This is a genomic window from Achromobacter sp. RTa (assembly GCF_000757485.1).
Taxonomy (GTDB): Bacteria; Pseudomonadota; Gammaproteobacteria; order Burkholderiales; family Burkholderiaceae_B; genus Achromobacter.
Genome location: NZ_JPYO01000042.1, coordinates 1,120,485 through 1,132,717 on the forward strand (window position 1 = coordinate 1,120,485; position 12,233 = coordinate 1,132,717).

Annotated in this window: 14 protein-coding genes; 9 read left to right on the plus strand and 5 right to left on the minus strand. The window is 66.9% G+C overall.

The genetic code is table 11. From position 1 onward, the window contains the following. Positions 1-40: 40 nt before the first annotated feature. Positions 41-601: a bacterioferritin gene (locus tag JL37_RS22650; RefSeq protein WP_043546885.1), complete on the minus strand. Its 561-nt coding sequence runs from the start codon at positions 599-601 to the stop codon at positions 41-43. A gap of 256 nt (positions 602-857) precedes the next feature. On the opposite strand from JL37_RS22650, the gene JL37_RS22655 reads away from it, so the two are divergent. The 5 genes from JL37_RS22655 to JL37_RS22675 are packed head-to-tail and all read left to right on the plus strand — an operon-like array spanning position 858 to position 3,881. Continuing rightward, positions 858-1,445: a TIGR00730 family Rossman fold protein gene (locus JL37_RS22655; RefSeq protein WP_043546886.1), complete on the plus strand. Its 588-nt coding sequence runs from the start codon at positions 858-860 to the stop codon at positions 1,443-1,445. A gap of 37 nt (positions 1,446-1,482) precedes the next feature. After that, positions 1,483-2,049, plus strand: a complete 567-nt coding sequence (locus tag JL37_RS22660; protein WP_043546887.1) for a hypothetical protein — start codon at positions 1,483-1,485, stop codon at positions 2,047-2,049. 32 nt (positions 2,050-2,081) lie between these two features. Then, positions 2,082-2,708, plus strand: a complete 627-nt coding sequence (locus JL37_RS22665; RefSeq protein ID WP_043546888.1) for an HAD hydrolase-like protein — start codon at positions 2,082-2,084, stop codon at positions 2,706-2,708. A gap of 18 nt (positions 2,709-2,726) precedes the next feature. After that, the gene (locus JL37_RS22670; RefSeq protein WP_043546890.1) at positions 2,727-3,353 is read left to right on the plus strand and encodes a pyridoxamine 5'-phosphate oxidase family protein; all 627 of its coding nucleotides are present in this window, start codon (positions 2,727-2,729) and stop codon (positions 3,351-3,353) included. Between the two features lie 12 nt (positions 3,354-3,365). Continuing rightward, a complete protein-coding gene (locus JL37_RS22675; protein WP_043546892.1) occupies positions 3,366-3,881 on the plus strand; it encodes a class IV adenylate cyclase in 516 nt (171 codons plus the stop codon). A 36-nt stretch (positions 3,882-3,917) separates the two neighbouring features. Here the strand turns inward: JL37_RS22675 and fmt are convergent, their stop codons facing one another. Beyond that, the gene (gene fmt / locus JL37_RS22680; RefSeq protein ID WP_043546893.1) at positions 3,918-4,859 is read right to left on the minus strand and encodes a methionyl-tRNA formyltransferase; all 942 of its coding nucleotides are present in this window, start codon (positions 4,857-4,859) and stop codon (positions 3,918-3,920) included. A 148-nt stretch (positions 4,860-5,007) separates the two neighbouring features. Then, positions 5,008-5,514, minus strand: coding sequence for a peptide deformylase (gene def, locus JL37_RS22685; protein WP_043546894.1), 507 nt, complete (start codon positions 5,512-5,514; stop codon positions 5,008-5,010). A 219-nt stretch (positions 5,515-5,733) separates the two neighbouring features. Between def and dprA the strand changes: the two genes are divergently transcribed. From dprA to JL37_RS22700, 3 genes are all read left to right on the plus strand, one after another. Beyond that, positions 5,734-6,843, plus strand: a complete 1,110-nt coding sequence (gene dprA, locus JL37_RS22690) for a DNA-processing protein DprA (protein WP_043546896.1) — start codon at positions 5,734-5,736, stop codon at positions 6,841-6,843. A 69-nt stretch (positions 6,844-6,912) separates the two neighbouring features. Next, positions 6,913-7,821: a hydroxymethylglutaryl-CoA lyase gene (locus tag JL37_RS22695; protein ID WP_043546898.1), complete on the plus strand. Its 909-nt coding sequence runs from the start codon at positions 6,913-6,915 to the stop codon at positions 7,819-7,821. Between the two features lie 116 nt (positions 7,822-7,937). Next, positions 7,938-8,426, plus strand: coding sequence for a membrane protein (locus tag JL37_RS22700; RefSeq protein ID WP_043547206.1), 489 nt, complete (start codon positions 7,938-7,940; stop codon positions 8,424-8,426). Positions 8,427-8,750: 324 nt separating this feature from the next. On the opposite strand, the gene JL37_RS22705 is transcribed toward JL37_RS22700, so the two are convergent. Together JL37_RS22705 and JL37_RS22710 are read right to left on the minus strand one after the other, a co-directional pair. Further along, positions 8,751-9,767 (minus strand): amino acid ABC transporter substrate-binding protein, encoded by a 1,017-nt coding sequence (locus JL37_RS22705; protein WP_043546900.1) that lies wholly within the window; start codon positions 9,765-9,767, stop codon positions 8,751-8,753. A 170-nt stretch (positions 9,768-9,937) separates the two neighbouring features. Beyond that, positions 9,938-11,179: a PLP-dependent aminotransferase family protein gene (locus JL37_RS22710; RefSeq protein WP_043546902.1), complete on the minus strand. Its 1,242-nt coding sequence runs from the start codon at positions 11,177-11,179 to the stop codon at positions 9,938-9,940. Positions 11,180-11,379: 200 nt separating this feature from the next. Here JL37_RS22710 and JL37_RS22715 point away from each other — a divergent pair, with 200 nt between their 5' ends. Continuing rightward, positions 11,380-12,099, plus strand: a complete 720-nt coding sequence (locus tag JL37_RS22715) for a YggS family pyridoxal phosphate-dependent enzyme (protein WP_043546905.1) — start codon at positions 11,380-11,382, stop codon at positions 12,097-12,099. Positions 12,100-12,233: the final 134 nt, after the last annotated feature.

A 12,233-nucleotide genomic window follows, 5' to 3' on the forward strand; every position in this document is an offset into this window, starting at 1 on the left:
GATCCTGCCCGCGCTCGAGCACGGCCCCGCAGCGCGCCTCCTAGCGCTTCGCCAGGAAGTCCGACATGTCGTCGGCGTGTTCCTCTTCCACGGCCAGGATCTCTTCCAGCAGGCGGCGCGTGGTGGAGTCCTGTTCGCCAATGTAATCGATCATCTGGCGATAGCTGTCGATGGCGATCCGTTCGGCGATCAGGTTTTCCTTGATCATCTCTTCCAGCGATCCGCCCTCGACATACTCGGAATGGCTGCGCTCCAGCAGGCCCTTGGGCGAAAGGTTGGGCTCGCCCCCCAGTTGCACGATGCGCTCCGACAGCCGGTCGGCGTGCTCCTGTTCCTGCGTGGCGTGTTCGGCGAACTCGGCCGCCACGGGCTCCGCGTTCAGCCCGCGCGCCATGAAGTAATGGCGCTTGTAGCGCAGCACACAGACGATCTCGGTGGCCAACGCTTCGTTGAGCAGCTTGAGCACGGTCTGCCGGTCCGCGCGATAGGTATCGGTCACCGCGCCGGACTCGATGTCCTTGCGCGCTTTCGCGCGTATCGCCTTCACGTCCATTTCGAACGGGCGGCTCGCCTGCGTTTGGGTACGGGTTGCTTGTTCCATATCGTGGCTCCTCTTGGTCAAGTGAAAGCACTGCGACATTGGGTGCACCGGTTCTTGCTGAAGCCGATGCGCCCTGGGCTTCCTGTCGTTCCGAACAATCCAGTCTACCGATCGTGGCGGATCATGCTGTGTCCAAACATTGCCTCCGCCCCCCAATACCGCGGCTGCCGAAGCCGTTTCTCAACCTTGCGTAAACTATGGGCTTCCCAAAACCCGTGACGCAATCTGTAACGGGGACAGGCATTACCGAACGACTATGACTCTGAAGAATATTTGCGTGTATTGCGGTTCGAACCCCGGCTCCCGGCCGGAGTACATCGAACAGGCCCGCGTGCTGGCCAGGGAATTGGTCCGGCGCGACCTGGGGCTGGTGTACGGCGGCTCGGTCGTCGGCATCATGGGCGTGGTGGCCAATGAAGTGCTGGCCGGCGGCGGCCGCGTGATCGGCGTCATCCCCGAATTGCTTCTGAAGAAGGAGCATGCGCACCGCGGCCTGACCGAACTGCACCTGGTGCAGAACATGCATGAACGCAAGGCCATGATGATGGAGAAGGCCGACGGCTTCATCGCGCTGCCCGGCGGCGCCGGCACGCTGGAGGAGTTCTTCGAGGTCTGGACCTGGGCGCAACTGAACATGCACCAGAAACCCTGCGGCCTGCTGAACATCGCCGGCTACTACGATTCGCTTGTCCAGTTCGTGGATCACGCCGTGGAAGAAGAATTCATCCGCCCCCAGCATCGCGACATGCTGGTGGTGGAAGACGACCCCGTCCTGCTGCTGGATCGCTACGCCATCTACGAGCCGCCCAACGTCTCGAAATGGTTCGATCCGGTCAAGGCCTGATGCGGCCCTTGGGCCTTAACGGAAGGAAGCCCTTGCGATGTCCATCGATACATTGCCCCCCTCCAGCACCGAATCCGTCTTGCGCGACTATTTCCACGCCAAGGACGAGAACCGACCGCACTATATGGCGCGCGCCTTCGCGCCGGACGCGGTGCTGAAAATGGCCTTGCGCACGCAAGCCATCGCATTCCCGCCCGAATCGCACGGCCTGGCGGCCATCGCCGATACGCTCGTGCGCAAGTTCGGCCAGACCTATGAAAACGTCTACACGTTCTATCTGTCGCGGCCCGAGCCGGACGTCCGCCTGCCGGGCTACCAATGCGACTGGATCGTGGGCATGACCGAGAAGGCCACCGGCAACGTGCGGGTGGGCTGTGGCCGCTACGACTGGGAATTCCAGAACGAGCCCTATCGGGCCTCCAGCCTCGTCATCACCATCGAAACCATGGTGAGCCTGCCGGCAGCCGACGCGGAAACGGTCTTCGGCTGGCTGCTGGCGCTGGACTATCCGTGGACGAACGCCGCCCGCGTCGTGGCGGGCGCGCCGCCGCTTGAAGCCCTGGCGCCGGTCGTGCACTATCTACTTCATCCCAACGGCGTCTGACGCCCGCGTCCGCCGCGCATTGGATCCTTCACTTGAAATACGACATCGCCGCTTTTGACTTCGACGGAACCCTGGCGGACACCATGCCCTGGTTCAATTCCATCCTGAACACGGTGGCCGATAAGTACGGCTTCCGCAAGATCGACGCGGCGGAGCGCGACCAGCTCCGGCACCGCGAGGCGTCCGAGATCCTGAAGTTCCTGGGCATCCCGCTCTGGAAGCTGCCGGCGATCATGGCGCACGTGCGCACGCTCATGCAGGACATCGACCCCAGCGTGCACCTGTTCGAGGGCATACCCGACGCGCTGGCCCGGCTGAAGGCCGCCGGCCTGCGCCTCGCCGTGGTCAGCTCGAATTCCACCGAAAACGTGCGACGCGTGCTGGGCGCCGACACCGCCGCCCTGTTCGACGATTTCGAATGCGGCACTGACCTGTTCGGCAAGTCCGCCAAGATCGACCGCCTGCTCAAGCACCATGGCACCGCCCCCGAGCGCTTCCTGCTGGTGGGCGACGAAATGCGCGACATCGATGCCGCCCGCAAGGCCGGCGTGCGGGTCGGTTCCGTCGCCTGGGGCTATAACCATGTCGAGGCGCTGCGCGAACGCGGCCCCGATGAGCTGTTCCTGACCGTCGCCGACCTGCCATCCACCCTGGCCTGAACCTGGAGCTCCACCGCCATGCACCTCGATCCCGCCCACCTGATTTCCGACGCCGACGCGCTGCAGGCCTTGTACGGCGAGCCCGGCGAAGCCTCGATCAAGAAGGAAGTGGACCATGTGCATCCCCACTACCGGAGCTTCATCGAAGCCGCGCCATTCGCGATTCTGGCAACCGGCGGGCCCGACGGACTGGATGCGTCGCCGCGCGGCGATCCCGCGGGCTTCGTCGTGGTGGAAAACGAGAAAACGTTGCTCCTGCCGGACCGCCGCGGCAATAACCGCATCGACAGCCTGCGCAACGTGCTGGCCGACCCGCGCGTCGCGCTGCTGTTCCTCGTGCCCGGCGTAAGCGAAACCCTCCGGGTCAACGGCACGGCCCGCATCAGCGTAGAGCCAGCCCTGCTCGCGCGCTTCGAGATGGACGGCAAGCAGCCGCGCTCGGTGCTCGTCATCGACGTGCAGACCGTGTACTTCCAATGCTCGCGCGCCCTGCTGCGCTCGAAGCTCTGGGACCCGGCCACCCAGGTGCCGCGCAGCGCGCTGCCCAGCGTGGGCCGCATCCTGTCGGACCTGACGGCAGGCACCTTCGACGGCGTCGCCTACGACCGCGACTTGCCCGCCCGCGTGGCCGGCTCGCTGTACTGAGGCGACGCCCCCATGGCGCGCAACGTCGAGATCAAGGCCAGGGTCGACAGCCTGGACGCCATCGAGCCGCTGGCGGCAGCCATGTCCGGCCAGGAGCCCGTCGCCATCGCGCAGGACGATACCTTCTTCGCTTGCGCCAACGGCCGGCTGAAACTGCGCGCTTTCGCCGACGGCACGGGCGAGCTGATCTTCTATCGCCGCAGCGACGCAGCGGGCCCGAAAGAAAGCTTCTACGTGATTTCACGAACCGATGCGCCCGACACGCTGCGCGAGGCGCTCACGCTGGCCTACGGCACGGTCGGGCGGGTCAGGAAGCAGCGGCGGCTGTACATGGCCGGACGCACCCGCATCCATCTGGATCTTGTGGAAGGCCTGGGAGAGTTCCTGGAGCTGGAAGTGGTGCTGCGCGAGGGCGAAACCCCGGACGCCGGCATGGAAGAGGCCCGCAGCCTGATGGCGGGGCTGGGCGTGGCGCCGGAACAGCTGGTGTCCGGCGCCTACGTGGATCTCCTGGGCCGCAGGCCCTGACCCGGTTTCCCCGAGCGGGCCGGACGGCGCCTGGATTCAGGCCGGCTGCCAGCCACGCGCGAACACATCCACGGGCTGGCGCTTGCCGCCCGCCTTCTGCAATTCGAGCAGGCGCAGCACGCCCTGGCCGCAAGCGATATCGATTCCCGCGCCATCGGCGCGCAGCACGCTGCCGGGTGCGGCCGTAGCCGCTTCGTCCAGCGCTTGCGCGCGCCAGACCTTCACCGGGTCGGGCAAGCCCGGCAGGCGGATGCTGGCGCCGGGCACCGGATTGAATGCCCGCACGCGGCGCGCCAGCAGCCCGGCCGGCTGGGTGCAGTCCAGCGCGCCCTCGGCCTTGTCGAGCTTGGCCGCGTAGGTCACGCCTTCCTCGGGCTGCCTGCGCGGCGTCAGGCCGCCCTTCTCCAGGGCGTCCAGCGCCTCGACGATGGCTTCGCCGCCCGCCTGGGCCAGCGCATCATGCAGTTGGGCCGCGTTGGTATCGGCCGTGATCGGCACGACGCGTTCAAGCAGCATATCGCCGGTGTCCAGGCCCTGGTCCATCTGCATGATGGTCACGCCGGTCTGCGCGTCGCCGGCCTCGATGGCACGCTGGATGGGCGCGGCGCCGCGCCAGCGCGGCAACAGGCTGGCGTGGATGTTCAGGCACCCCAGGCGCGGGAGGTCCAGCACCCATTGCGGCAGGATCAAGCCATAGGCGGCCACCACCATCACATCGGGCGCCACACGTTCCAGCAGCGCACGGGCTTGCCCGGCCTCGTCGGGATAGCGGCCGTCCAGGCGCAGGCTGCGCGGCTGGGCGACTTCGATGCCGGCATCCAGCGCAGCCTGCTTGACGGGGCTGGGCGTCAGCTTCAAGCCCCGTCCTGCGGGACGGTCGGGCTGAGTCATGACCAGGGGGATTTCATGGCCGGCGGTCCGCAGGGCGTCGAACGCGATACGGGCGAATTCCGGCGTGCCGGCAAAGACTAGGCGCATGGGTTGGAAAAGAATGAAACAGGGGTTCGAAGAATCGCGTTTCCGCGCATGCAGATGCCCTGCCCGATTCGGGGCGCCGCGGAGCCGGCTTCGCCGGTCCGCCAGCGCCGCCCCCTTGAGGGGGCCCGCGAAACGGGTAGGGGGTGGGTCACGCCCTTTCGCGCTCGGCCTTCTTCAGCTTGGTCTTGATGCGGTTCTGCTTCAGGCTGGAGAGGTATTCCACGAACACCTTGCCTTCGAGGTGGTCCAGCTCATGCTGCACGCACACCGCCAGCAAGCCATCGGCGTCGAATTCGAACGGCTTGCCGTCGGCGTCCAGCGCCTTGCAGCGGATGCGGGACGCGCGCTCGACCTCGTCGTAGATGCCGGGCACGGACAGGCACCCTTCTTCGTAGACCTTGTAGTCGTCGCTGCGCCAGGTGATCTCGGGATTGATCAGGACCAGAAGCTGATTGCCTTCCTCGGACACGTCGATCACCACGACGCGTTCGTGCACGTCGACCTGGGTCGCGGCCAAGCCCACGCCCGGCGCGTCGTACATGGTTTCGGCCATGTCGCGCACCAGTTGGCGGATGCGGTCATCGACCTCGGCGACCGGCTTGGCCTTTTTGTGCAGGCGCGAATCCGGGTAGCGAAGAATGGGAAGTAAAGCCATTGAAGGGGAATAGCCAGGTAATGTTGCTTAGCAACAGTTTAATTCATTAGATTCTTGATTTCTAATAGTTTTCGGCTAATTTCAGGATTGGCCGGATTGCCGCGTCCCCGATTGTTACGCGCGCGGACCGCGCCGCAATTCCATCCACCCCGAGGCGCGGCCCGCGCGCCAGCATGCGACACTCTCGCACCACCACCGACGCTCCCGCGCGCCCGCTACATGCCGCTTACGCAATCTCCCTCAGAACTGGCCGCCTGGCTGCGGCTTTCCCTGGAGCCGAATGTCGGTTCCGCCACGGCATGCACGCTGTTGAGCGCGCTCGGCCTGCCCGAGCAGATCTACGCGCAGCGCGCCACGGCGCTCTCGCGGCACCTGCCCGAAGCGCTCGCGCGCCAATTGGCCGCGCCGATGCCCGCCGACATGGCTGCCCAGGTCGAGGGCGCGCTCGAGTGGGCCGCCGAGCCGGGCCGGCACATCCTGACGCTAGCGGATCCGACCTATCCCCAAAGCCTGCTCACGATCGCGGATCCCCCCATCCTGCTCTACGTCGCCGGCGATCCGGCCTTCCTGCAAGGGCCCACGCTGGCGGTGGTGGGCGCGCGCAACGCCACGCCCGGCGGCCGTGAAAACGCCCGCGCATTCGCCCGCCACCTGGCGGCCCACGGCTGGCGCGTGGCCAGCGGGCTGGCCCTGGGCATCGATGGCGCCGCCCATGAAGGCGCGCTGGACGCCGGCCCGGAAGGCGCCGGCACGGTGGCGGTCATGGGCACGGGCGTCGACCGCGTCTATCCCGCCAAGCACCGCGAACTGGCGCACCGCATCGCGGCGCACGGCGCGCTGGTATCCGAACTGCCCCTGGGCACCGGCGCGCAGCCCCAGCACTTCCCCAAGCGCAACCGCATCGTGGCGGGGCTGGCGCGCGGCGTGCTGGTGGTGGAAGCGGCCCGGCAAAGCGGCTCGCTCATCACCGCCCGGCTGGCCGGCGAGAGCGGGCGCGAAGTCTTCGCCATCCCCGGCTCGATCCACTCGCCCTTGTCCCGCGGATGCCATGCGCTGATCCGCCAGGGCGCTAAGCTGGTGGAAACCGCCAGCGACATCACCGACGAACTCGGCGGCGGCCCGGTGCCCGCCCCGCGCGCCGTGGCCGCCCGGGCCCCGCTGCCCTCCCATCCCGTGCTCGACGCGCTGGGCTTCGACCCCCTGCACCTGGATGCCATACAGGCCCGCTGCGGCCTGGCCACCGGCGACCTGCAGGCGCAGCTGGTGGAACTGGAACTGCAGGGCCGGATCGCCCGCCTGGACGATGGCCGATACCAGCGTCTTGAGTAGGCGCTAATATTGAGCGATAGCGCCGCAGCCTTGCAGCGCCGCTCATCCCATCCCGGAACAGGAAGAGACATGGCTTTGCCCTCCCGCGTGAAGATCGTCGAGGTATCTCCTCGCGATGGCCTTCAGAACGAAAAGGAATTCGTGCCTACCGACGTCAAGGTGGAACTGGTCGACCGGCTGAGCGCCGCCGGCTTCCCGAACGTCGAAGCCGCGTCGTTCGTGTCGCCCAAGTGGGTGCCGCAGATGGCCGACGGCGCGGACGTCATGGCCCGCATCCAGCGCCGCCCCGGCACGATCTATTCCGTGCTCACGCCCAACATGAAGGGCTTCGAGGGCGCGCTTGCCGCCGGAGCCGACGAGATCGTGATCTTCGGCGCCGCCAGCGAGGCCTTTTCGCAAAAGAACATCAACTGTTCCATCGCGGAATCCATCGCGCGCTTCGAACCCGTGGTGCAGGCCGCCCGCGAGGCCGGCATCCGCGTGCGCGGCAGCATCAGCTGCGCGCTGGGCTGCCCGTACCAGGGCGAGGTCCCGGCCGAGGCGGTGGTGGACGTGGCGCAGCGCTATCTGGCGATGCAGGTCGACGAGATCGACGTGGCCGACACCATCGGCGTGGGCACCCCCAAGCGCGTGCGCGAGGTGATGGCGGCCGTCACGCGCGTCGTGGACCCGGCGCGCGTGTCCGGCCACTTCCACGACACCTACGGCCAGGCCCTGGCCAACATCCTGGCGGCGCTGGAAACGGGCATTTCCATTTTTCACACTTCCGTGGCCGGCCTGGGGGGCTGCCCGTACGCCAAGGGCGCCACCGGCAACGTCGCGACCGAAGACGTGCTGTACATGCTGCGCGGCCTGGACATCGAAACCGGCGTGGACTTCGACGCCGTGGTCAACATCGGGCAATGGATGTCGTCCCACCTGAACCGCAAGGGTTCCAGCCGGGCCGGCAACGCCATTGCCGCCAAACGGGCCGCATGAACACGCCGGGCCGCCCCAAGAGCGAACACCGCAATGCGCAACATGAAGGTAATCCAGCGGGTTCGCCGGGCCGCCCCCAGGGCGAATCCCCGGGTGCGCAGCAGGAAGGCACTCCAGTGAGCGCTCCCGCCGGCACGCCCGCCCCCGAGGACCACGCGGCGCTGCTGCGCGCCATCGGGCCGCTGCCCTTGTCGGGTCAGGCGTGGCCCGACTGGGTGCGGATCCTGACCTGGATCATCCTGGCCATTCTGGGGGTGCAGGTGGTAACCACCGCCATCCGCGCGCCCTCGCAGCCCTTCGATACCCTGTTGATCGTGGCGGTCGTGCTGTGCTTCGTGGGCCTGTTGTTCGTGTCCTGGCACATGCAGACCTCCATCACCACCATCGACGAACGCGGCCTGCGCCAGACCTGGTTCACGCGCCGCGAAGTCGCCTGGGAAGACGTGCGCTATGCGCGCTTCGTGCCCATGCTGTTCTCAAAGCGCCTGGTCGTGTTCACACACCGCGGGCGCCCGATGATCTTCCAGGGCGGCACGCGAGAGCTGCGCGCGGCGTTCGCGAAGATTGCGGAAGTCTATACGCTTCCCCATATTCCGCGTGTCTGACACCCGTACGAGATGGCCTGACGGGCTAGGAATGGTCTACCCGGGTGTCAGACACCGGCTGACTTTGACATCTTTCCGTGTCTGACACCCCTACGGGATAGCCTGACAGACTAGGGACGGTCCACCCGGGTGTCAGACACCGGCTGACTTTTGACTTTCCGTGTCAGACACCCGTACGGGATAGCCTGCCGAACTGCAACGATGCCCCTCGGGTGTCTGACACCGGCCGCAATTGGACGGTCTTTCAAAGTCAGCCGGTGTCAGACACCCCGGACCATCGCTTCAGCTTGACGATCACTTCGTAAGGGTGTCTGACACTCGGAGTCAACGGATGGGCAACGCGTACATCAAGCCGCCTTGCGTCCATTGCGCGTTCAGGCCGCGCTGGATCTTCAGGGGGCTGCCCTGGCCGACGTTGCGCTCGAAGCTTTCGCCGTAGTTGCCGACCTGCTTGATGATGTTGTAGGCCCACTTCTCGTCCAGCCCCAGGTTGGCGCCGCTACCGGGGATGACGCCCAGGATGCGCTTGATGTTGGGGTTGGCACTCTTGGCCTGCTCGTCCACGTTCTTGGACGACACGCCGTACTCTTCGGCCTCGATCATGGCGGACAGCGACCAGCGCACGATGTTCAGCCAGGCGTCGTCGCCCTGCCGCACGAAGGGCCCCAGCGGTTCCTTGGAGATGATCTCGGGCAGCACCACGTAATCGTCGGGATTCTGCAGCTTGGAGATGCGAATCGAGGCCAGGCCCGATGCGTCGGTGCTGAAAACGTCGCAACGGCCGGCCGCAAAGGCGTTGACCACCTCGTTGAAGGTCTCGATCACGACCGGCTTGTAGCTCACGTTGTTCGCGCGCGCCCAGTCGGCCAGCGTGTTCTCGTTGGACGTGCCGGTCTGCAGGCAGATGGTGGCGCCGTTGATCTCCTTGGCGCTTTTCACGCCCAGCGACTTCGGCACCAGGAAACCCTGGCCATCGTAGAAATTGACGCCGGCGTGGATGATGCCCAGCGCGGTATCGCGCTGCTGCGTCACCGTGGTGTTGCGCGTCAGCACGTCCACTTCGCCGGACTGCAGCGCCGTGAAGCGCTGCTGCGAATTCAGCGGCACGACCTTGATCTTGTCGGCGTCGCCGAACACGGCCGCCGCGATGGCGCGGCACAGGTCCACGTCCAGCCCCTGCCACTTGCCCTGGGCATCGGGTGCGGAAAAGCCGGCGAACCCCGTCGTCGTGCCGCAAGCCACCGCGCCGCGCTGGCGCACCACGTCAAGCGTGGCGGCTTGCGCGCCCTGCGCCGCCGCCATCAAGAGCGCCGCGCCCATCAACCCTTTTGCAATGTTCATGACCTGTTTCCTGTTCTTCTTCCGGGCGCGGGGACGCGCCGAGGCAAGAAGCTTATAGACATGAAGCGCCCGCGCCAAATAACAAGCGCTTATTTAGGTATGCGCGCCCGCACCGGACGGGGCGCATGCGCAAGGATAGCAAGCAGCAAGGCGGCGCCGGATGCGCGCCGTCAAGCCGCCAGCGAGATCGACACGGGTTCGTTGGCTTCGCAGGCGTCCAGCGCGCGGCCCAGCCGCTGCATGCCTTGAGCGATCTGGGTTTCGTTCATCGTGGCGAACGACATGCGCATGGCATGCAGGTCGGCCTGCGCCGGGTCCGCGTAGAACGCCTTGCCGGGCACATAAACCACTTCGTGCTCGATGGCATAGGGCAGCAGGCGGGTGGCGTCCACCTCGCCCGTCAGGCGCGCCCAGAAGAACATGCCGCCCTCGGGCTTGCGGAACGTGACCCGGCCCGCCAGTTCGCGCGCTAGCGACTCGGCCATCGCGTCGCAGCGCAGGCCATAGGCGGCGCGGATGCGCGGCACATGTTCGCCATAGCGGCCGTTGGCCAGGTATTGAGCCACGACTTCCTGGATCCAGGCGGACGAAGCCATGTCGTCGGCCGCCTTGGCGCCGACGCAGCGGCGGCGGATCTCGGGCGGCGCGACCAGCCAGCCGATGCGCAGCGCCGGCGCCATGGTCTTGGACATGCTGGCCAGGTACACCGCCCAATGGCGGGCTTCGCCTTCGGCCAGGGCCGCGATTGGCGGCACCGCTTCGCCGGCGAAGCGCAGCTCGCTGTAGGGATCGTCCTCGACGATCAGGAAGCGGTGCTTGACCGCGAGCTCCAGCAACCGCAGGCGGCGCTGGCGCGTGAGCGTGGCGCCGCAGGGGTTGGAGAACGAGGCGACGACGCACACGACCTTCGGCTTGACCTGCTCGGCAAGCGCGTCCAGCGCGTCCACGTCGATGCCCTCGGGCCCGGACGGCACGGTGTGCACCGTCGCGCCGGTGTAGCGCAGGGCCTGCACGGAATTGGGGAAGGCGGGCGATTCGATGATGGCGTGATCGCCGGGCTGCAGCATGACGCGGCTAAGGAGAGCCATCGCCTGCTGGGAACCGCCCGTCACGGCCAGTTCGGTGTCGGCGTTGCAGACCAGCCCGCGTTCCGCGGACAGCCGCGCCAGCTCATGGCGCAGGCTGGCCTGCCCGTCGATGTTGGAATACTGCAGGCAGGCGCCCAGCCGCGCCATGACCTGGGTCGACGCGACCGTCAGGCCCTCGATGTCGAACAGTTCCTGGGCGGGATACCCGCCCGCCAGCGAAATCGTGCCCGGCCGCATGGCATAGGGCATCAGCGATCGGATGGGCGAGGCGGGGGGATGGGCGAAAGGCGTGGCAAAAGCGTAATCGGGCGCTGCGCTGGACATGGCGGGGGGACTGGGAAGGTGGAGAACCGTGTCGCCCGCGAGGGCGGCGCCGGACCGCTTAGAACATTGAAATATAAACAAATCCCTTCAAATTCTAAGCCTGGCCTTTGCACAGGGTCAACGGCCGGGCCGGGCGGTGTGGCGAAACGATCCTGCACAGTCCTACACTATGGGACATCCTGTTCCTGCAAGAGAGCTGCATGACCGCCGTAGACACCATGGCCGGGCGCCTTGCCCAGATCCAGCAACGCATCGCCAACGCCTGCGCGCGCGCAGGCCGCCCCCCGGAAAGCGTGACGCTGCTGCCCGTCAGCAAGACGTTCGGCATCGAGGCCATCCGCGAGGCCATGGCGCTGGGGCTGACCCGGTTCGGCGAAAACAAGACGCAGGAGATCCGCCAGAAGGCCGCCGCCCTGGCCGGCCAGGGCCTGCAATGGGTGCTGATCGGCCACTTGCAGACCAACAAGGCCAAGGATGCCGCCCGCGACGCGGCCGAGGTGCAATCTCTGGACCGCCTGGAGCTCGCCGAGGCCCTGCACCGCCGCCTGGCCAACGAAGGCCGCAGCCTGGACGTGCTGGTCCAGGTGAAAACCTCGTCCGAACCCAGCAAGTACGGCATGGCTCCGGCGGACGTGCCCGCCTTCCTGCGCCGCATCGCGGCCGATTTCCCGACCTTGCGCGTGCAGGGGCTGATGACGCTGGCCGTGAACTCGCCGGATCCCGGCGACGTGCGCGCCTGCTTCCGCGCCCTGCGCGAGCTGCGGGACCGGCTGCGCCAGGAAAATATCCCCGGCATATCCCTGGACCGCCTGTCCATGGGCATGAGCGGGGATTTCGAACTGGCGATCGAGGAGGGCTCGACGGAAGTGCGCATCGGCACGGCCGTATTCGGCGCTCGCGCCTATCCCGATCCACAGTAGTCCCCCAAGCGGACAGCCGGAAAGGGCCCGTTTTTCCGGGCCCTTTTGCGTGGGCGCAAGGCATAATGGCGGCGCAAGAAAAAAGCGGCGCGAACTTGACGACGATCAAGGACGCAACGCCGCGCTTTCGACAT

Excerpts from the sequence above, each read along its gene's own strand:
- JL37_RS22650 (WP_043546885.1), bottom strand. The coding sequence starts at position 601 with ATGGAACAAGCAACCCGTACCCAAACGCAGGCGAGCCGCCCGTTCGAA.
- JL37_RS22655 (WP_043546886.1), top strand. The coding sequence starts at position 858 with ATGACTCTGAAGAATATTTGCGTGTATTGCGGTTCGAACCCCGGCTCC.
- JL37_RS22660 (WP_043546887.1), top strand. The coding sequence starts at position 1,483 with ATGTCCATCGATACATTGCCCCCCTCCAGCACCGAATCCGTCTTGCGC.
- JL37_RS22670 (WP_043546890.1), top strand. The coding sequence starts at position 2,727 with ATGCACCTCGATCCCGCCCACCTGATTTCCGACGCCGACGCGCTGCAG.
- JL37_RS22675 (WP_043546892.1), top strand. The coding sequence starts at position 3,366 with ATGGCGCGCAACGTCGAGATCAAGGCCAGGGTCGACAGCCTGGACGCC.
- fmt (WP_043546893.1), bottom strand. The coding sequence starts at position 4,859 with ATGCGCCTAGTCTTTGCCGGCACGCCGGAATTCGCCCGTATCGCGTTC.
- def (WP_043546894.1), bottom strand. The coding sequence starts at position 5,514 with ATGGCTTTACTTCCCATTCTTCGCTACCCGGATTCGCGCCTGCACAAA.
- dprA (WP_043546896.1), top strand. The coding sequence starts at position 5,734 with ATGCCGCTTACGCAATCTCCCTCAGAACTGGCCGCCTGGCTGCGGCTT.
- JL37_RS22695 (WP_043546898.1), top strand. The coding sequence starts at position 6,913 with ATGGCTTTGCCCTCCCGCGTGAAGATCGTCGAGGTATCTCCTCGCGAT.
- JL37_RS22705 (WP_043546900.1), bottom strand. The coding sequence starts at position 9,767 with ATGAACATTGCAAAAGGGTTGATGGGCGCGGCGCTCTTGATGGCGGCG.
- JL37_RS22710 (WP_043546902.1), bottom strand. The coding sequence starts at position 11,179 with ATGTCCAGCGCAGCGCCCGATTACGCTTTTGCCACGCCTTTCGCCCAT.
- JL37_RS22715 (WP_043546905.1), top strand. The coding sequence starts at position 11,380 with ATGACCGCCGTAGACACCATGGCCGGGCGCCTTGCCCAGATCCAGCAA.